Annotated in this window: 20 protein-coding genes; 7 read left to right on the top strand and 13 right to left on the bottom strand. The window is 55.8% G+C overall.

The window, feature by feature from the left end; genetic code table 11:
* From Q7U76_17750 to Q7U76_17725, 6 genes are all read right to left on the bottom strand, one after another.
* Positions 1–904 (bottom strand): NADP-dependent isocitrate dehydrogenase (locus tag Q7U76_17750; GenBank protein MDO8358224.1); only part of this gene is annotated, 904 nt, incomplete at its 3' end.
* A 24-nt stretch (positions 905–928) separates the two neighbouring features.
* Positions 929–3,175 (bottom strand): aconitate hydratase, encoded by a 2,247-nt coding sequence (locus Q7U76_17745; GenBank protein MDO8358223.1) that lies wholly within the window; start codon positions 3,173–3,175, stop codon positions 929–931.
* A gap of 86 nt (positions 3,176–3,261) precedes the next feature.
* Positions 3,262–5,082, bottom strand: coding sequence for a citrate/2-methylcitrate synthase (locus Q7U76_17740; protein MDO8358222.1), 1,821 nt, complete (start codon positions 5,080–5,082; stop codon positions 3,262–3,264).
* Between the two features lie 40 nt (positions 5,083–5,122).
* Positions 5,123–6,322, bottom strand: a complete 1,200-nt coding sequence (locus Q7U76_17735) for an ATP citrate lyase citrate-binding domain-containing protein (GenBank protein ID MDO8358221.1) — start codon at positions 6,320–6,322, stop codon at positions 5,123–5,125.
* A gap of 212 nt (positions 6,323–6,534) precedes the next feature.
* Positions 6,535–7,374, bottom strand: coding sequence for a bifunctional DNA-formamidopyrimidine glycosylase/DNA-(apurinic or apyrimidinic site) lyase (mutM, locus tag Q7U76_17730; protein MDO8358220.1), 840 nt, complete (start codon positions 7,372–7,374; stop codon positions 6,535–6,537).
* A gap of 121 nt (positions 7,375–7,495) precedes the next feature.
* Complete coding sequence (locus Q7U76_17725; protein MDO8358219.1) at positions 7,496–7,951, bottom strand: dual specificity protein phosphatase; 456 nt, start codon at positions 7,949–7,951, stop codon at positions 7,496–7,498.
* Between the two features lie 131 nt (positions 7,952–8,082).
* On the opposite strand from Q7U76_17725, the gene Q7U76_17720 reads away from it, so the two are divergent.
* Positions 8,083–8,442, top strand: a complete 360-nt coding sequence (locus tag Q7U76_17720) for a hypothetical protein (GenBank protein ID MDO8358218.1) — start codon at positions 8,083–8,085, stop codon at positions 8,440–8,442.
* A gap of 38 nt (positions 8,443–8,480) precedes the next feature.
* Positions 8,481–8,675, top strand: coding sequence for a hypothetical protein (locus Q7U76_17715; protein MDO8358217.1), 195 nt, complete (start codon positions 8,481–8,483; stop codon positions 8,673–8,675).
* 135 nt (positions 8,676–8,810) lie between these two features.
* Here Q7U76_17715 and Q7U76_17710 read toward each other — a convergent pair whose 3' ends face one another.
* Both Q7U76_17710 and Q7U76_17705 read right to left on the bottom strand, forming a co-directional pair.
* Positions 8,811–9,668 (bottom strand): hypothetical protein, encoded by an 858-nt coding sequence (locus Q7U76_17710; protein ID MDO8358216.1) that lies wholly within the window; start codon positions 9,666–9,668, stop codon positions 8,811–8,813.
* A 282-nt stretch (positions 9,669–9,950) separates the two neighbouring features.
* The gene (locus tag Q7U76_17705; GenBank protein MDO8358215.1) at positions 9,951–11,174 is read right to left on the bottom strand and encodes a small ribosomal subunit Rsm22 family protein; all 1,224 of its coding nucleotides are present in this window, start codon (positions 11,172–11,174) and stop codon (positions 9,951–9,953) included.
* A 32-nt stretch (positions 11,175–11,206) separates the two neighbouring features.
* On the opposite strand from Q7U76_17705, the gene Q7U76_17700 reads away from it, so the two are divergent.
* Positions 11,207–11,455, top strand: a complete 249-nt coding sequence (locus Q7U76_17700) for a hypothetical protein (GenBank protein ID MDO8358214.1) — start codon at positions 11,207–11,209, stop codon at positions 11,453–11,455.
* Between the two features lie 118 nt (positions 11,456–11,573).
* Here Q7U76_17700 and Q7U76_17695 read toward each other — a convergent pair whose 3' ends face one another.
* The 5 genes from Q7U76_17695 to Q7U76_17675 form a co-directional block, all read right to left on the bottom strand.
* A complete protein-coding gene (locus tag Q7U76_17695; protein MDO8358213.1) occupies positions 11,574–12,779 on the bottom strand; it encodes a transketolase C-terminal domain-containing protein in 1,206 nt (401 codons plus the stop codon).
* 145 nt (positions 12,780–12,924) lie between these two features.
* A complete protein-coding gene (locus tag Q7U76_17690; GenBank protein ID MDO8358212.1) occupies positions 12,925–13,689 on the bottom strand; it encodes a carbon monoxide dehydrogenase beta subunit family protein in 765 nt (254 codons plus the stop codon).
* Positions 13,690–13,701: 12 nt separating this feature from the next.
* Positions 13,702–14,034 (bottom strand): hypothetical protein, encoded by a 333-nt coding sequence (locus Q7U76_17685; protein ID MDO8358211.1) that lies wholly within the window; start codon positions 14,032–14,034, stop codon positions 13,702–13,704.
* Positions 14,035–14,060: 26 nt separating this feature from the next.
* Complete coding sequence (locus tag Q7U76_17680; protein ID MDO8358210.1) at positions 14,061–14,774, bottom strand: 2-oxoacid:acceptor oxidoreductase family protein; 714 nt, start codon at positions 14,772–14,774, stop codon at positions 14,061–14,063.
* A 23-nt stretch (positions 14,775–14,797) separates the two neighbouring features.
* Positions 14,798–15,700: a thiamine pyrophosphate-dependent enzyme gene (locus Q7U76_17675; protein ID MDO8358209.1), complete on the bottom strand. Its 903-nt coding sequence runs from the start codon at positions 15,698–15,700 to the stop codon at positions 14,798–14,800.
* Between the two features lie 412 nt (positions 15,701–16,112).
* Here Q7U76_17675 and Q7U76_17670 point away from each other — a divergent pair, with 412 nt between their 5' ends.
* From Q7U76_17670 to Q7U76_17655, 4 genes are read left to right on the top strand one after another with little or no spacing between them, the layout of a single operon-like run.
* Complete coding sequence (locus tag Q7U76_17670) at positions 16,113–16,361, top strand: methylenetetrahydrofolate reductase C-terminal domain-containing protein (protein MDO8358208.1); 249 nt, start codon at positions 16,113–16,115, stop codon at positions 16,359–16,361.
* Between the two features lie 13 nt (positions 16,362–16,374).
* The gene (gene queF, locus Q7U76_17665; GenBank protein MDO8358207.1) at positions 16,375–16,791 is read left to right on the top strand and encodes a preQ(1) synthase; all 417 of its coding nucleotides are present in this window, start codon (positions 16,375–16,377) and stop codon (positions 16,789–16,791) included.
* Positions 16,792–16,836: 45 nt separating this feature from the next.
* A complete protein-coding gene (locus Q7U76_17660; GenBank protein ID MDO8358206.1) occupies positions 16,837–17,643 on the top strand; it encodes a symmetrical bis(5'-nucleosyl)-tetraphosphatase in 807 nt (268 codons plus the stop codon).
* A 2-nt stretch (positions 17,644–17,645) separates the two neighbouring features.
* Positions 17,646–18,152 (top strand): DUF309 domain-containing protein, encoded by a 507-nt coding sequence (locus Q7U76_17655; protein MDO8358205.1) that lies wholly within the window; start codon positions 17,646–17,648, stop codon positions 18,150–18,152.
* The last annotated feature ends 201 nt before the right edge of the window (positions 18,153–18,353 follow it).

Below are 18,353 nucleotides of genomic sequence, written 5' to 3'. Positions count from 1 at the left end.
GGTTGACCAGCCCGTTGTTGACGTTCACACCCAACTCTTCAAACAATTTGCCGTGTTTGGCAAACGCGTCCTTGTAGTAGATCTTCACGCAGTGACCGAACACGATGGGATGCGACACCTTCATCATGGTGGCCTTGACGTGCAGCGAGAACAACACGCCGGTTTTGTATGCGTCCTCGATCTCGGTTTCATAGAAATCGAGCAGGGCTTTCTTGCTCATGAACATGCTGTCGATGATCTCGCCGGCGAGCAGCGCAACCTTGGGCCGCAGCACAATGGTCTTGCCGCTCCTGGCGACCAGTTCCAGCCTGACGTCGCGCGCCGTGTCCAGTGTCATGGATTTTTCGTCATGGTAGAAATCACCGTGGCGCATGTGCGAAACGTGGGTGCGCGACGCCGGACTCCACTCGCCCATCGAGTGCGGGTTCTTGCGCGCATAGCGCTTGACGGCCGGCGCCGCGCGGCGATCGGAATTGCCTTCGCGCAGGACCGGGTTCACGGCGCTGCCTTTCACTTTGTCGTAGCGCGACTTGACGTCTTTCTCTTTGTCGTCTTTTGGAACTTCCGGATACTCGGGCAGTTTATACCCCTGGCCCTGCAACTCCTTAATGGCTTCTTGCAACTGGGGCAGCGAGGCGCTGATGTTGGGGAGCTTGATAATATTGGCTTCCGGGGTCTTGGCCAACGCGCCCAACTCGGCCAGGTCGTCTGACTGCTTCTGCTCAGGCGTCAAGTAATCGGGGAACAAGGCAATGATACGCCCGGCCAGAGAGATGTCCCGCAGCTCAACGGACACACCGGCTGCCTTGCTGAAGGCATTGATGATCGGCAAGAACGAATAGGTCGCCAACATCGGCGCTTCGTCCGTCTTCGTATAAATGATCTTGGATGCCTTGGTCGTCATGGTTATTCCTCTGTTAGCTCGTTGTCAGTTCAGCGCATTCAACGCTGAACCAGCCTTGAACCACGCAATCTGTTGATCGGTGATGCTGTGGTTCGCCTGGATGGTGAGCGAAGTGCCATCCGTCTTGTGTATCGTCACCTGCACCGGTTTGCCGGGAGCCAGGCTGCTAAGCCCCGTCACGCTGATGCGGTCCTGTTGCTCAATCTTCTCGTAATCCTTCGGGTCAGCGAAGGTCAACGCCAAGATCCCCTGCTTCTTCAAATTGGTCTCGTGAATGCGGGCAAAGCCCTTCGTGATGACAACGCGCACGTTGAGGAAACGCGGAGACATCGCGGCATGTTCCCGGCTGCTGCCCTCGCCGTAATTCTCATCTCCGACCACAATCGAACCGATCCCCTTTGCCTTATATCGGCGGGCGATCTGCGCCATGGTCAAGCCGGTCTCCCCGGTCAACACGTCTGTCCCCTTGCCGGGCTCTGGGAAGAACGCATTGTTCGCGCCCAGGAACATGTTGTCGCTGATCTTGTCCAGATGGCCGCGGAACTTGAGCCAAGGACCGGCCGGAGAGATGTGATCGGTCGTCGTTTTGCCCTTGGTCTTGATCAACAGCGGAAGCTTTTCGAAATCTTTGCCGTCCCAGCGTGGGAAAGGCTGCAATAGTTGTAGTCGCTCGCTCGTCGGCGGAATGTCGACGGTCAAACCATCCCCGTTGGCGGCCGGCGCCACAAAACCTTCGTCAGCCTTCGCGAAGCCCTTGGATGGAAGCTCTTCACCCTGCGGCGGCTCGAACTTAAACTGCTTGCCGTCCGCGCCCTTGAGCGTCTGATTGACAGGATCGAAAGCCAAATCTCCCGAGATGGCATAAGCCGTCACAATTTCCGGGCTTGCAAGGAATGACAAGGTCTCACTGATGCCATCGTTGCGGCCAGGGAAGTTCCGGTTAAACGAACTGACGATCGAATCCGCCTTCCCCTTCACGCCATCGGCCCGCTTCCACTGTCCGATACAGGGACCGCAAGAATTCGACAGTACCGTGCCACCCAATTTTTCAAACGTGTCCAAGAACCCGTCGCGCTTCATCGTGTGATAAATACGCTCGGAACCTGGCGAGACCAGGAACGAGGCCTTCGCCTTGAGCCCGGCCTTCAACCCTTGCTGGGCGATGTGGGCCGAACGGCTAATGTCTTCATAGGAGGAATTGGTGCAGCTGCCGATGAGGGCCGCCTTGAGTTCGACCGGATAACCCTTCTCCTTCGCTTCCGCCGCCATCTTGGAGATGGGTCGCGCAAGGTCCGGCGTATGGGGCCCGACGACATGGGGTTCGAGCGTCGACAGGTCGACTTCCACGATCTGGTCGTAGTATTTCTCAGGCGTCTGATAGACCTCTGGATCCGCCACCAGCAAGGCCTTGTTCGCGATGGCAAGATTGGCCAACTCTGCCCGATCTGTGATGTTCAGATAGGCGACCATCTTCTGGTCGAAGGGGAACACGGAGGTCGTCGCGCCCAACTCCGCTCCCATGTTGCAAATCGTGCCCTTGCCGGTTGCACTGATGGTCTCGGCTCCGGGGCCGAAGTACTCGACGATCTTGTTCGTTCCGCCCTTCACCGTCAGAAGACCGCAAAGGTACAGGATGACGTCCTTGGCCGAGGCCCAGCCGCTCAACTTACCGGTCAGGCGGATACCGATCAGCTTCGGATGGAGCACTTCCCATGGCAGACCGGCCATGACTTCGCCGGCGTCCGCACCACCGACACCAATGGCTAAGCCACCAAGTCCGCCGCCGTTGGGGGTATGTGAATCGGTACCGATGATCAAGCTGCCGGGGAACGCATAGTTCTCCAGCACGACCTGGTGAATGATCCCGGCGCCAGGCTTCCAGAAGCCGATGCCGTACTTCTTCGCCGCCGAGGCGAGAAAATTATAGACTTCCTTGTTCTCGTCTACCGCACGAAGCAGGTCCTTCTCGGAACCCATTTCGGCACGGATCAAGTGATCGCAATGGATGGTGCTCGGCACAGCCGCTTGCTTCTTGTTGGCCTGCATGAACTGCAACATGGCCATCTGGGCCGTCGCGTCCTGCATCGCCACACGATCGGGGCGCAAGGCCAACATCGCCTTGCCGCGTTCCCACGTCTGGGTGTCGAAATTGTCGGCATGTGAAACGAGCACCTTCTCCGCCAACGTCAAACCACGCCCGAACTTCTTCCGGGCCTTGGCAAACACGTCGGGCATCTTCGTATAGAGATTTTTCGCCAGATCGATCGACATGATTCTTCTCCTTACTATCGGGCTAGAGGCACGAGGCTAGGGGCGAGAGGGAATTAGCCCCTTGCCGCGCGCCTCTCGCCACTTGCCTACTTTAATGGCGGCACTTCGCGGCGCTTGGGAGCCGCGTAATTCACCAAATAATCGAACAGCCTGATCAAGCGGCTGTCCTGACGTTTTTGATCCACCCAATGCCCGATCAGCCCGATCGTGCGCGAGAGGATGAAGAAACCGTTCAAACTGTCGACCGGGAAGCCGATATCGACGAGCACCGCCGCCATCGTGCCGTCCACGTTCAGGATCAGGTTGTCCTTCTTCACCGACGTGATCTTTTCCACTTCGAGCGCAAAATCGAGGCACGGCGTCTTCATGTTCAAACTCTTGACGTATCCGACCAGCTCCTTCACCCGCTTGTCAGGATTACGCAAGCTCTTCACCCGATGGCCGATCCCCGGCACAGGGCCATGGTTCTTCTTCATATAAACCAGGAACTCGTCCACCGTCATTTTGTTGTCGACCGCATGTTTGAAGAAGCGTCCGGCATCGGTCACGGCGCCGCCGAAGCGGGGGCCGATCATGATCAAGCCTGCCGCTACCGACTGGGACAGTCCGATCCCGGCGCAGGCCGCGATGATCGTCCCCAAGGCCCCGCTGACGCAGGGACCATGATCGGCGGAAAGCATCATGATACGCTTGATGATTTCAGCTTCTTGCTTGGAGATCAGCCGCTTATCCCACAACAGTCCCACGACGTGGGGGATTTCGTAGCCTTTATTGATGAGCTCGGAAGCCGGGTATCCGTCGTAGCAGGGTTCGTCGCCGCGGTCATCGCTGATCGTGGTACGGATCAGCGGGGCCACCATGACTTCATCGGCCTTCATGGCCGCTTCAATGCTCTTGGGCAATTTCGGCAGTGAAGCCGGCTCGACCGGTTCCTTCACCTGACCGGACTTCAACATCTCCTGATAGGCTTCCTTGATCGCCGGGCCCAAAGCCCCGAACGTCGCCGGGACAATCGCACCGGCATTTTTCAAGGCATCGGATTTGGCACGGGCCGATCCTTCGCCCTTCAAGCCTTCCTTCGCGCCGGCGTGACCGAACTTCATGCCCTTCGGCAGGCTCTCCTGGCAGAAGCCGGAGACCACGGCCATCAACTTGACGCGCCGCTTCTTGGCGCCATACCACTCGGCGGCCCGCTCTTCGAGATCGCCGCCCATTTCGCCGACGATGATGACCGCCTTCGTCTGGGGATCGTTCTCGAACATCTCGAGATAACTCACATAGTCGGTTCCCGGATAGGCATCGCCGCCGATTCCGATGGCTGTCGTAATACCGTCGGCAAACTGCGAGCAGATCCAGATAATTTCGTTGGAGAGACCGCCCGACTTGGTGATGACGCCGAAGGACCCTTCGCGGTAGAGCTTCGACAGCACCAGGTTGTCAAAAGCGCCGCCGATCACGCCGAGGCGACAGGACCCGGCTGACACAATACCAATCGACGAAGGGCCATTGAACACCTTCTTGAGCTTGGTCGCATGACGGCCCAGGATCTTGGCATCCTTTTCAGGCACACCCTCGGTGATCATGGAGACCACCTTGATATGCGAGTCATCCAAGGCTTCCATCCCGCCCTTCAGCGCACGATCCGCACCGATATAGACGAGGCTGGTATTGATCTGGGGATGGTTCTTGGTGGCTTCCGCGACAGTCTTATAGATGGGAACGGTCACCAGGCCGCTGCCGTATGGAATTTCGTGTGCCTTGCCGGCATCAGGAGGATAGACAAAAGCTAACACGTTCAGCGAACGTTTGATCAGGTAGCAAAACTCGGCCATCCGGCGCGCAGCGTTGACACCGGCAACGCCGCCCTGAATGACCACATAGGTATCTTTATTTGCCAGGATACTCATCGGGATCTCCCCTTAATATTCAGTTGGTCATTGACGGCGGCTACTTCGCCTGGAGTGCCTTATCAACGATGTCGGTGAGCGGCGTATTACGATCGAAGACGTTGATGTCGAACCCTTCGTCCTTGAGCGCGCGCATCGCGTCGAGCCCTTCCTTCTCTCGCGGGCCTCCGCGACGTACCCAGATCTTCACGCCCTTGAGCTTCCCTTCCGACTTTGCCTTGCGGAATCCGTTGATGATGCCGCCGAAGGTCTTTACCACGTCGGTGAAATTGGCAATCGCCCCGCCGACGATGATGTTCTTGATCCCGGGCAATGAGCAGACCTTATCCGTCAACACTTCAACCGCCCAGTCTGGCGGATCGCCTGAGTATTCGGCGTAGTTGGCGAGCTTGCCACCGCGCGCCACGACGGCATCGGAATAATAGACGCTGGCGCCACCGCCTGCCGGGAGCATCGCCGTATCTCCGCCGGGAATCTCGATAAACTTGACTGACCCCTTGATCTTGGAGTCGACCGCCATCACTTCCATTTCGTGTTTGGAATAGGCACGGCCGAATTCTGCGGCAAAGGCAAAGTTCCAATCGGGATGCCGGAACTTGGCGTCGCCGTCGAGAAGCGTGACCGCATCCAAGGCAATCAATTCGCTGTCTTGTTCGCGCAACACGACGGGATTCACTTCCAGATACTGCGCATCTTCACTGTCAAAACAGGCAAACATTTTACCAGCAAAATCGGCCATCTTCTTCACGAGCGGACCGGTGAAACCCGCATCCTTCGCCACCTTCTCCAGTGCTTCCGCCGAGGGCTGCTGTCCGACTTCCAAAGCCAATCGCTTCACGCGATCCCAATTCGACTCGACTTCGATGCCGCCGCAATTCGCGACCAGAATGTCCGTCCCTTCACGGGTAGACTTCACCGCACAATAATATTCTTCTTTGTGAGGGATCATTTCGGACACGATCACCTGGGAGACGGTGATGCTGCCGACCTGACGACCGATCATCTCCTTCGCCGCAGCTTCCGCCGCCTTGAAATCAAGATCGACCTTCACCAGACCGAGCTTGAACCGGGAACCGAGCGCTTCATGCGCCTTAACCACCAACTTGGATTTCTTCAGCCATTCATTGGCTTGGCCGAGCTTCGTCAATTCGTCAACCGAAGTGACGACGACATAGTTGGGGACCGTGATACCCCACTTCTTCATCAGCCCCATCCCGGGACCTTCGAGCACCTTCGCCATGGCGTCACTCCTTCAGAATGGTGAGAAACAATTGTAAAGGAGGAGGATTCTAACGAAATCGGTTGAACGACTCAATACACCAGAGGAACTAAGTCCATTAGCTCAAAAGGCCTATCGGCAAGAGCGCTGGGCGCACCTCGACCTAAGCCAATGAAAGTATGGAATAAAGTATGCCGCATGCCTAGACGCCTCCTACATGGCTTGGGCAAGAATTATCCCCGGAATCGATTTGATTGGCAGGCTGGGCAAAAAAACGAGCTTCGTTCACTTTGAAGACGGATAATTGTCCGTCCGCAATGGTTGGGGCAGGACTGACCTTCTTTACCATAGACGAGATGACGGCGCTTGTATTGGCCTTCCGTGCCATCCGGCGCGAAGAAATCCTTGACGCTCGATCCGCCGCAGAAAATTGCCTCGCGCAGCACCGATTGCATGGTCTCATGGAGCGTGACAATCGCCGCCACGCGCAGCCGATTCACCTCACGGTTTGGATGGAGCCTGGCGCGGAAGAGAATTTCATTCGCGTAGATATTCCCGATCCCCGCGATGACTTGCTGATGCATCAACAACGGCTTGAGCCTGCCACGTTTGGCTTCCATCAGACTGATGAACTCATCGCGCGATACCACCAAAGGATCTACTCCAAAACGACGGGCGCGATAGGCATCGAGTCCCGCCTGATCCAGCAAGGACATCCGTCCGAAGCGTCGTGGATTCCAATAGCGCAGCTCCGACTCACGGCCACCCGTGAACGACATGCGAACATGCACATGCTGCGGATGTTTCGTCTTCGTCGCGTGAAAGAGCAGGAGGCCGGTCATACCGAGCTCTGCGACGATGTATCGTAATTCGCCCTCTTTCCTGAACCCCATCGCCACACTCTTGCCATATCGCACCACATCTTCCAGACGCGCACCGCGATACCACGAGAGCGTGGGTAACCCTTCACGAACAATATCCGCCCGGCCCACCTGGCACTCGCTGAGTTGCGCGCCAAGTAAACGATCCCGTATCTGACGGGCAACGGCCTCTGCTTCTGGCAATTCCGGCATCGAAAGAAATCCGGCTCAAGTGACGCGCCCACTCTAATCAGGGGGATTAGGCCATGAGCCGCACGTGAAAGGCAATGTGGAAGAAGAACGGCTGCGGGAAAGATCGTACTCGGTACCGGAACTACGAACCAGAGGATCGGCGTGACGCGAGAGCTGGCTTGCCCATCGTGCGAGTATGGCGAAGGCGCCGAACCTGAATGATGGCTTTCTCCAGATTGGGAAGGGGCATGGCGCCAGGTCGGCGAGTCGTGACCAACTTCAAAACCTCCGCATAGGTCATCCCCTGGACACAACAGAGATAGGCCATGACCACAGATACAGACCGGCTCATCCCGGCACGGCAGCAGACCATCACCCGATTGTCAGAAGCATGCTGTTCGACCCAGCTCACAGCCCGGTCCAATAGAAGGGGCTCGGCTTCAGCATATTCTGAAAACGGAATCCTGCCAGACGAGAGCCATGCGGGAGGCTGTATGGTAAATTCAGCCGCGACCAGGAGCACCGCGCTGACCTGTGCCGGCGGCTCGCTCGCATCGTTGATATTGCCAACCAGGAGTGTCTCGGTAATAAAGTGCATCGTCTTCTCAGTATAAGCGGCGCCGTGATCAGGTCAAGAAAAAATCCCTGACAGATCCCGTTGCGCTCGCTTCTCCGTGAACGTTATACTATCCGCACAATATCGCGCACTTCTGCGCAAGGAGCCTGTGAATGCCCAGCCTCACCGTCAAAGAAGTGGAAACCAGACTCGAGACCGTTCAATGCGCGATCTGTAAGGAGTCACGCTTCGGAGTCGATCAACGCTTTATGCAGGCGGATGGAGAATGGCGAGGCGTCTGCAAAAAATGCTACTACAGCTTCCCGATCTACACGGATATGGAATTCTACCAGCGCACGCAACCGGATATCCCGTACCGGCTCAAAGAGATGTCCTGCCCGACCTGCAATCAGCGAGGCGTAAGCCTCAACTTTCGTATTACCATGTCCGTCCGTGAATCTATCTATTTCCTGACCTGTACCTCATGCCAAAAGACCTTCCCGGAGCGATCCTCCTTGGAAGCCTTTGAATAGATCGCCTTTTCACCGTCAGCATCGTGTATACTTTAGACATGTCTGACACACCCAAAGATCCAGCGAACGTTCCTGCAACTCCTGCCCCTGAGCCCGTGGCCAGAGTCAGAAAAGAAATCCCGCTCGTGTCAGTGCCGAACGATCGCGACATGATCGCCGAAGAAATGGCCGCACTGTTCGACGAGGACAGAGTGAGTCACCAGCACGGGAACTCTGAACCGGAAGCGGACTGAAGCCTCGTCATTCGTCAAACGTAAACCCCCTCGTCTCTGCGATTCGCGACACAGAACCGCTCAACTCTGCCCTAAGAGAGAGTAGACAGCGACGAGTCGCTTCCAAACCCGTCGCCTTCACCAAGTACCATGCTCTTATTGGCTGACCTTTTTGATCAGACTACGAAACCAGCAGAATAATCCAGATACTCTACCAACCCACCCCTGGCTTTCTGCTTGCTTACCCAGTGCCTTATCCAGACATGGGCGGACCACCCGAATTATTTCCATCACAGTTCTCGCATCTGCGATTACTTGCGAATGAAAGTACACAGGCGGAAATGCGCGATCGTCTGAGAACGAATGTAAGAAGGTAAGGCAGACGCTGCGAATCGCGTCTTGCTCATCACTAAACTTCTGCACTTGATCAAAGTTGCACCTCGTCATTTCCTCTGAAATCATCGCTTCGAGCTCTTTATACCTTTCCCCTTGTGCAGGCGTACAACTCCAAGGCGGAACATAAAGAGGAATTCTGTGGGCAAGCGCATCTCGATAGTCCTTGGCGTACTTCCCGTGCCATTCATTAATCGTCCTCGATCTTAGATAACCTCGAACCTCTTGAGGCAAATGCTCCTGGGTTTCCTTCTTAAAGAGCCCAACGCGAGAAGGCGTGAGAACAATCCCTTTTTCGAGAACGTATATCCATGCAAGATTATCCGGCGCCCCATAGATATTAATAACAAAGGCATGCAGGCTGATCTCTACATCGCTACGTTCATCCTCGCTCAACAATTCTGTTCTATCGGGAGGGAAGACAGAAAAGATGTTTTGAATACATCGCCTAATTATTCTAAGTCTTCTACAGACCCCATGATCCAGATATTCTTGCGCCCTCTTAACCTTCAACAAAGGCGGAGAATCACGGACAAGTGATATCGTTAAGTCATCCAGCTCCCGTAAAACCGCTTCATACCCCTGCTCAATTTCCGTGACTTGTTCTGGTACGTAATGCATGTGCGGAGGACAAATTTTGAGTAGAACTAAGGAGTCAGAGCCCCTTGATTGAGCAAATCCTATGCGCTTCCTTTACACAGAGCAAGAACGTACCACCACCTGCCTTAGAACCGGGACAGGCCCATAAGCGGTCTGTCCCCGCCACTACTCTTTAGGGAGGGAGGCGGGGTGATCCCGTACGTGCGCGCATGCGACGAGCACCGCCCTCAATCTACAAATTCGAAACCTTGTGCTCGCGTTGCGCGAGCACAAGAGATCGCCCCGCCAGCCCATCCCGATGATTCATGCTGGACGGATAATCTCAACAGCAGCCGCGCGCTCGATTCGTCCTAGCGCCGACACCTTTCCATCTTTCTCTTTTCGCACAATCCGCTCGATCTGCACGATCGCGCCGCGATGCCAGCTATCAAGAGCCGCATTCTGAGGAGAGGCCTTTCGATCCAGCCGACCGACTTCAGGCCGTCCCGTTTCATTGCACAGCCAGGCCCGCTTCTCCCCCTTCAATTCCCGTAGTTCGCTCACGACCCGGAAGGTCTGCGGGCTACGCGGCACAATAGTGCGACCGTCGGTACGCAAGAGCAGGTAGGAAAACTTCAGCGCGTCTTTAATAAACCCCACCTCCCGATCGATCTCGGCAATCGCAGGAGGCGTCTGCCAGGGTCGTTCCTCATGGCACCAATCGTCTGGACGGTCTAACGCAGGACAGGCCCCTTCATGCAGGCAGGGACTATACACCATGCAAACACCCTGTTTGAGCAGGTGGTTACGCACCTGATGCAGCGCTCGAGCCGTTTGCCGTAACGCCGGTTCGACGATCATGATCGTTCCCTGCGGTGCGAGAAACGGTAGAAGTTGCGCAACAACCGTGGCACGTTCGGCAGGGGGGTCGACCGATACCGGAAACATTTCGTTCAGACAATTCGCCATGATAATCAGGTCATACGGCCCGCCTCGCACAATCTGCTTACCCAGATCGCCTTTGAGCGGATGCTCGAGATTGCCCACGACACATCGGAGACCTTCGCTGGGTATCCCAACCTCCCGGCAATAGGCGTCCCACAATCTCTTCGTATCCTGCAGCGGCGCGAGGGAACCATCTGTCGCCAAAACCGACACGGACTTCGCACGCTCAGGACTGCGGTGCCACAGCCAGTCCAAGAGGGCGACGGAACCCGTTCCTGGACCACAGCCGAGATCAAGCACCGCCATCGGACGATCCGGAGTTTCCCGTTCGCTACCGTTTGGCAGCTCATCTAACAAGACTTGAACTTTTGAGAGGTTCACGGGAAGGAAATACGATGCATAGGCAGCCGCATGGGCAGCATCATCCAAGTACCTCGGCGGCAATGCTGCGCGTGCGGTGGTAAAGAGACGCGAGAGGTTGACGACTGCCTGCGCCAACGCGGTACCTTGAAGACTTCGCTCAGAGGACACCTGTGCTAAGGCGCTGAGAATTTCCGGTGACAGGCTGGATGATGTCTTCTCGTTGAAGGGTTGCATGGGCATAGTGTAAGCTGATGTTGATTAGGAGGACAACCATGACAGATGCAATTTTATTAGCCTACAAAGATGTTGAAAACTCGATGGAGCGATTCACCCTGCTCCTCCAAGGCCACGTGGAAACGATGGGGGCAACTCCATCTCATAACCCTGACCAGGTCTTCCGCTTATCGCAAGGCTCCAAGGCCATGAGAGACAGTGCCATGATCTATCTCTCCTATGCCAAGTATGTGGCCTATGGCATGCCGGAGACTGAAGACCTGGTGCAAGACGAACTGCAGGGGTAGCTTTCAGCGATCAGCTGTCAGTTTTTCATGCCGAAGTCTGATAGCTAACAGCCAGACAAAAACAAAAGAGCCCGATCCTGAACGGATCGGGCTCTTTGTTTTTTCCTTGAAGCCTATTCTAGATGCTGCGCATGAAGTGCGCGACGTCATCCTGATTGACGGCTCCACCCATGATCGAAGACTGGGCGACGTTGGTCGACTTCTTTCCGGTCAGACCGGACTCGACTTCGTCCACGATCAACTCCACCGGCATCGACTGACCGCCATAGACTCTTGGCCCGCCGATGATCTTGGCATTGGAGAATCCGTAAATCGCCGTGGCCACTTCTTTCGCCAGCCATCCAGGATAGTTGAACTCCGGGACAACAATGAGCTTCGCTTTTCCACAGAGTTCCCGCAACTCTTTCGTCGGGAACGGACGGAGCGACCGGATCTTGATCAAGCCGATCTTGATACCCTTCTCTGCGCAAATACGGACCGCTTCACGCGACTGCGCCGCGGCACTGCCTGAAGCGATGATCACCGCCTCGGCGCCATCGACATTTTCTGCCGTGAGCAAGCCGCCCATATACTGATTGATGTACTTGCGGGACCGTTCGACCGCCGCCCAGACTTCCTGCTGCCAAACCGCATGGATGTTATAGGCCATGAAGTTCGACTTCTGCACCGGGGCATCGCGGGACAAACGGGCGGGAGGATTCTCCGCATCGAGCACTGGCACCGCACCGCGCCAAGCCTCACGAGGAGGCAACTTCATGCTGCGGTCTTGCATTCGGACATACCCTCGGGCATGTGTGACAAAGAATCCGTCACAGCAGACACCGACGGGAAGCGTCACATCGTTTTTCTCGCTGATCGTGAAACCCGCCAACGTAAAGTCGTACATGTCTTGTTGATTCTCGGCATGGAACACAATCATGCCGCAGTTCAACAAGTACGCGACTTCGATATTGTCCGGCTGAATGGCCAATGGAGCATTGACGACGCGGCAAGTGAACATCGCGACAACGGGCAACCGATGCCCGGGCCATGATGCAATGCCTTCAAGACCACGCAACGTACCAGGCCCAGCGGTCGCCGTATAGCAACGAACGCCGGCTCGTGATCCACCGGCAATGGCCGCCATCACACCGACTTCTTCCTCACCACGGTAGTACTCTTTGACATAGCCCTCGCCATACAATACACCGACGAGCTGCATCGTTTCGCTCTGTGGGGTAATGGGATAGGCAATGGCCAAATCCACGTTGGATCGCCGAATGGCTTCTTTGGCTGCTTCGCTGCCCGTAATGAACTCTTTCGTTCGCGGGGCTTCGAGGAACATATACTCCGGCGTCACCACCCTCTGCCGCTTGGCTTCGGCATGGGGATCTTTCCTGGCGACCGGCTGGCTTGGCGCTTCTGCTGCTTTGACTGTTTCGCTCATTGTGACACCTCTCGGCTATATCGCCTGTACTATTCGACCTTGCTTAGCCTTCACGCTTCATCTGCTCGGCGGAATGGCCGAAGGCGGCCGCACCGGCAACGCCCACCGTCACGGGGGCAAAGGTGAGGGGGTTCGTGTGAGTTTTTCCACCATGGACTCTTGCTTGCGTCCCGGTAAAACGCACGTTTTCGCCGTTCTCCGGCAGCTTGATGCCCATTTCCTCGCGCACCCGCTTGAAGACCTGAGCGGTCTTCTTCAACTTGACGATATCCGAATCCCGAATCGTCAGCATGGCATCTTCATGCCCCTGCTCCGCACAGATCGCCATCGTCAGACAATTCGTCCCCGCGCGGATCATTTTCAACGTCAAGTTGGCATAATGGCAATGCACGCCGATGAAAATACAGGCTTCAATCTTATTGCCCCAAATTGTGAGGTTGGGGTGGTTCGGATTGATGACCTCTTCTGGATCGATTTTTGGATACTTCGGCCGATAATCCGGCATGGGGATGATCATGACATTGGGAATCTGAGCGGCAATCTCCAGCACCGCCTTAGCCTTTTCAATGGCATGCTCGTTCCACGCCCAAAGGACCAGCGGTCCCGGGAAAATTGTGGCATTGGGGCTCGTCAACATTTTACGGGCCATCTCTTCGATGACCTTGTCTTCATTGGGCTCCAGCAATCCGTAATAAAGCCCTTCCCCTGGGTCTGGCAGCGCGACTCCTAACTGAGCCGCCGACGGCGGATGGAATCCGGCTGGACCCGGAACAATGATGCGTTCTCTTGTATCAGGCGTCGTTGCCACTCCCGTACCTCCCTAATTACCTATAACAATCATCGGATTGGACAGGGCCACAACAGTCGACTTCTCTTCATAGCGAATGTTGTCGGTGACGGCGGCCAGCGGCAATTGATCGATCATGATCATCTTGATCGCATTGTTTTTTGCCATATTGTCACAGACCCACACACACTGCGCGCAACCCTTGCAGCGGTCCACGGCCACGTAGGCAGAACCGTACTTAAAGCCCTTGTCCTTGCCCATGTCTTCACTGTACTGAATGGTGTTCGCTTCAGGGCAATATTGCGTGCAGAGCTTGCAGCTCTTCGCGGCACAGATTTCAACATTGATATCGGCGACCAGATACATGATGACTCCTTCGTACTACATCCAGATTAGGCGCTGACCGTCGCACGGACTTCCGACCGCTTAACCGTCGACGCAGCCCAACCGTGATCGACTGCGTAGTTCCAACCGGCCTGAATCACCGCCACGTTCTTGTCGATCAATTCCTGCTTCTTTTTGAATTTCCGTTCGACCACGCTATCCAAGGCCGCGGTGCCGCCTGAAACGACAAATCCTTTACCAAGGAACCGATCCTTTACCGACTGCTCCAAGGCTTCAACCGAGGTCAACCCCGTGATCGCGCCGATGCAACCCATCAAGGCCATATTCGTACAGAGGTCCATTCCTGCGACTTCGAGCGACAGCTTGGTGGCCGGGAAGTAATAGAGCTTCGCACGGCGCTCTTCCAACTCACGCTGCTGGTCTCGATGAAGGGACATCGGGCCGTCGTTGTTGATCAACGCAATCCCGTCTTCCTTCAATCCGAAGTAAAACGGCATCGTGTACGACTTGCCGTGAGTAATAACCTGGGGATGGAAAATAATGATGATATGTGGGAACGTGATTTCCCCGATCTCATAGATCGGTTCATCCGACACGCGGACGTAACTCTCGACCGGTGCCATCCGCTTTTCCGACCCATAAAATGGGACGATCGTGCTTTCGCCGCCGGCATGAATCACGGCGGTACTCAGAATGTGCGACCCTGTCACGACACCTTGACCGCCGACTCCCGCCATCCGAATGTTGAAGCGCTTTGCCATGTCCGAGCCTCCCTCCTGATCGCTTAAGCCTTGTTTGGAATTGCGGCAGCAGGAGCAGCCGGCTTCGGAAGATAATCTTTGTAGCCATATCGCTCGGTCAGATACTGCTTGGCCTCTTCGCTCACGTACTCCGTGAACTGATACCGATCGTTCTCAACGGTCTTCGCGTCTTCCATCACCTTGTCGGTCGGAATCGCGTACTCGATGTTGCAAGAGGTGTAGGCTTGAATGTAGGTCGAGCCCACTTCGCGGGCGATCAATACGGCCTTCTTAATGACGCTCTCGACGCGGCGTGGATTGTTCGGAACCACGGTCGCCACATAGGCGCAGCCGGCAACCTTGGCCATCTGCAACATGTCCATCTTCTCGAACTTCTTCCCCAACGGGGCCATCTTCAGCACGGCACCACGGTTGGTCATGCCGCTCTCCTGACCACCGGTGTTGCCGTACACTTCGTTGTCCAACATAATCGTGGTGAACCGTTCCTTGCGGAACCAGGAATGGAGGACCTGCTGGAAGCCGATATCCGCCGTACCGCCGTCTCCTGCAATGACGACCACATCCTTCGGCTTGTCGCCGAACCGCAGACGGAGGCCACGAGAGAGTCCGCTCGCCACGCCGTTCTGGTCGCCGTAGTTACCGTACACAAAGGGAATCGCAGCCTGAGAAATGGCCAACCGACCGCAGCCAGCCGTTCCAACTGTAATGGTGTCTTCTGGGTTGGGGAATGCAATGATGGCCAGCCGGATGAACAGGGTCATCGCGCAGCCGGCGCACATGGGATGCTCTTCGAGAATTTCCTTAAAGCTGCCCATTTGGGAAACGGAAATTTTCTTGCCGAAAGGTCCATGCTCAACCATGTCCCGATATTCCTTGGGCATGAACTTTTCAAATCCGCCTGAAAACTTCACATAGTCAAGACTCATTGGAAGACCTCCCTTTATCGTTGCAATGGGAACCCATTGCCAGTCGAGAAAACACGGTTATCGGCAACATGCACAGGAGTTCGAGGTTGGGAAACTGGGCCGCCATGCTCTTCCACGCCTACAGCGAGCACGCATGGTAGCAAAGCCCAAAAAAGACTGTCAATGAGAAACGTCGACAACCCCTCGAATCACATGCGCACCGTAAAATACTATAACTTCCTGATATTCAACGCAACTTCTCAGAAGGCCCACCATGCCAGAAAGAAGGCCTAGCACACCTCGGGTCGGTAGGCCATTCGCCCTAACAAGTGGCAATTTCGCAATGTTTTCTCACATCTCACCGGAGCGGAGGCCCTCAGAATCCCCAGAGAGAGATTGCCGATTCCGCAAAATCTGTCTAGACTAGAGTGGTATGTCGACACGCGTAATCATTCCCGGCGAAGACGACGGCGCGCAGCAGGCCGGTGGGGTCCATAAACGCCCCCCGATTCCTGATAATTCGCTCAAAGCTGAATGTCCCAAATTCATGAGCCACGGCCCCTGCGGAGGCGTTCGCAAGGGGGGATTTTGTGAGGTCTACCCCGAAATGGCATGCCCCTGGGTGACTCTCTATATTCAGTTAGAAAAAATTGGCCAGGTAGAATGGATGAAACAAGTTTGAAAAGGCGTGAACCGTGAAACGTAAGACGACAAAACGACCATCAAAAACCACCGCACTCGGCTACAACGAGGATCATGCAAAGAGCGGGATTACCGCTCCTTTGCCGGATATCGAGACATTCCCGAATCAGTATAAGGGGTATGAGATCACGATCGAGATCCCTGAATATACCGCCATCTGCCCCAAGACCGGCCTTCCGGACTTCGGCACCATTACGGTGCATTACAGGCCAAACAAAGAATGCCTGGAACTGAAGTCATTGAAAATGTACCTCCACGCGTACAGAAATCTCGGAATCTTCTACGAGAACGCCGTCAACCGTATCCTGCACGATGTCGTGAAGGCCTGCCGACCTACGTGGGCCAGAGTAACCGGCACCTTCGCCGCCCGTGGTGGGCTCCGAAGCATCATTGAGGCGAAATATCCGTGAGCCCCAACTGCTATTCATACCCCTGCGCCTGATCGGCTCCCGCTGATGGCTATTTACGCAATCGGCGACATTCAAGGCTGCCTCGATCCATTCAGACGGCTCCTTGATCGGATTTCGTTCGATCCCCGAACAGATCGATTGTGGCTGGCCGGAGACCTCGTCAATCGAGGCCCTGAATCTCTCGCCCTCCTCCGATTCGTGCATGGGCTCGGCAATGCCGCCCAGATCGTACTGGGCAACCACGATCTCTTCTTGCTCGCAATCGCCGAAGGCATTGCCACGTTACGACACAAGGATACGATTCACGACATCTTAAACGCCGACGATCGCGATGAGCTGATCGCCTGGCTTCGCCGCCAACCGCTCCATCATCGCGAGGGATCGTTCCTGATGGTTCACGCGGGACTCCTCCCGCAATGGACCATTGATGAGGCCGTCGGCTTGGCGCGTGAGGTCGAGACCGTGCTGGCAGGCCCGAACTATCGTCTGTTCCTCCAGAGCCTGTTTCATGGACCGGCGCCACAATGGGATCCATCGCTGACAGGGCCGGAGAGGCTGGTGAGTATCGCGCGTGTCTTCACCAGACTACGCACCTGCACCCCCACCGGTGAGATGTCCGGGTTCTCCGGCCCACCAGATCAAACGCCAGCCGGCTATTTCCCCTGGTTTCGAATTCCAAACCGGAAACAGACCGAGACCACGGTGATCTTCGGACATTGGGCTGCGTTGGGATTGCACATCGAACCCAACCTATTGGCCATCGACAGTGGCTGCGTATGGGGCAAAGAACTGACTGCGGTGCGGCTGCACGATCGCCACATCTTCCAGGTCACGGGCACCCAACGAGCATAATCGTGATAGAGCCTCAGCCTCCTGATCCGACTTGGCCTCGTTACTCCACGAGGCCATTTCCATCCTATCGATTCCTTCCGGGGAATAATCCACACCCTCGGCGCAATCCCCTCGGCCATTCCTACGGTCAGCCGGATCCGACGCTCCTCACCTTTCCACGAGAACATTGGCAGCGGTCAGAGGATTACCTCCAGGGAATCGATCTCTACAACTACGCCTACTGGTGGGAATGCCACGAAGTGCTTGAAGGTCTTTGGCATGCCGCAGGCCATGGCACCGAACAAGGAAATTTCTTCCAAGCCCTCATCCAGCTCGCCGCCGCGAATCTCAAGCGATTCCTCGGCCATGAACAAGCCGCACAGAAACTTGCGCGGAGCGGGCTTGTCCGACTCCAACACCTGCCTCGACTCTATATGGGAATCGATGTCATCGCGTTAGCTGAACAGTACGGGACTCGTTCAACACCCTTCGTGAATGCAACGCCCTATCAAATCCACCTTACGACGTGACACACAAAGTGCGGAAGTCGCTTGTGGCTTCTCAAATGCTCAAGCTGCACAGGCACTAGCACTTGGCACACCCCTCCCACCGGGCACGCCAAAGCCTGTCTGTACCCAGGCAGGGCCACAGACGAGAAAAACTGGAGATGTGCCGGTTGGGATGTGCTGAGGATTGTTTCAACCCGAGAGCGACGTTGAAGGGTTTCCAGC

It is taken from the genome of Nitrospirota bacterium (assembly GCA_030645475.1).
In the GTDB taxonomy this organism is placed as follows: Bacteria; Nitrospirota; Nitrospiria; order Nitrospirales; family Nitrospiraceae; genus Palsa-1315.
The sequence above is the reverse complement of the archived record's forward strand: the minus strand, read 5'-3'. Positions and strand labels throughout refer to the sequence as shown.

Bases quoted from the DNA above. Each gene is read 5' to 3' on its own strand.
- Q7U76_17745 (MDO8358223.1), bottom strand. From the start codon at position 3,175: ATGTCGATCGATCTGGCGAAAAATCTCTATACGAAGATGCCCGACGTG.
- Q7U76_17740 (MDO8358222.1), bottom strand. From the start codon at position 5,082: ATGAGTATCCTGGCAAATAAAGATACCTATGTGGTCATTCAGGGCGGC.
- Q7U76_17735 (MDO8358221.1), bottom strand. From the start codon at position 6,322: ATGGCGAAGGTGCTCGAAGGTCCCGGGATGGGGCTGATGAAGAAGTGG.
- mutM (MDO8358220.1), bottom strand. From the start codon at position 7,374: ATGCCGGAATTGCCAGAAGCAGAGGCCGTTGCCCGTCAGATACGGGAT.
- Q7U76_17725 (MDO8358219.1), bottom strand. From the start codon at position 7,951: ATGCACTTTATTACCGAGACACTCCTGGTTGGCAATATCAACGATGCG.
- Q7U76_17720 (MDO8358218.1), top strand. From the start codon at position 8,083: ATGCCCAGCCTCACCGTCAAAGAAGTGGAAACCAGACTCGAGACCGTT.
- Q7U76_17715 (MDO8358217.1), top strand. From the start codon at position 8,481: ATGTCTGACACACCCAAAGATCCAGCGAACGTTCCTGCAACTCCTGCC.
- Q7U76_17710 (MDO8358216.1), bottom strand. From the start codon at position 9,668: ATGCATTACGTACCAGAACAAGTCACGGAAATTGAGCAGGGGTATGAA.
- Q7U76_17705 (MDO8358215.1), bottom strand. From the start codon at position 11,174: ATGCCCATGCAACCCTTCAACGAGAAGACATCATCCAGCCTGTCACCG.
- Q7U76_17700 (MDO8358214.1), top strand. From the start codon at position 11,207: ATGACAGATGCAATTTTATTAGCCTACAAAGATGTTGAAAACTCGATG.
- Q7U76_17695 (MDO8358213.1), bottom strand. From the start codon at position 12,779: ATGTTCCTCGAAGCCCCGCGAACGAAAGAGTTCATTACGGGCAGCGAA.
- Q7U76_17685 (MDO8358211.1), bottom strand. From the start codon at position 14,034: ATGTATCTGGTCGCCGATATCAATGTTGAAATCTGTGCCGCGAAGAGC.
- Q7U76_17680 (MDO8358210.1), bottom strand. From the start codon at position 14,774: ATGGCAAAGCGCTTCAACATTCGGATGGCGGGAGTCGGCGGTCAAGGT.
- Q7U76_17675 (MDO8358209.1), bottom strand. From the start codon at position 15,700: ATGAGTCTTGACTATGTGAAGTTTTCAGGCGGATTTGAAAAGTTCATG.
- Q7U76_17670 (MDO8358208.1), top strand. From the start codon at position 16,113: ATGTCGACACGCGTAATCATTCCCGGCGAAGACGACGGCGCGCAGCAG.
- Q7U76_17660 (MDO8358206.1), top strand. From the start codon at position 16,837: ATGGCTATTTACGCAATCGGCGACATTCAAGGCTGCCTCGATCCATTC.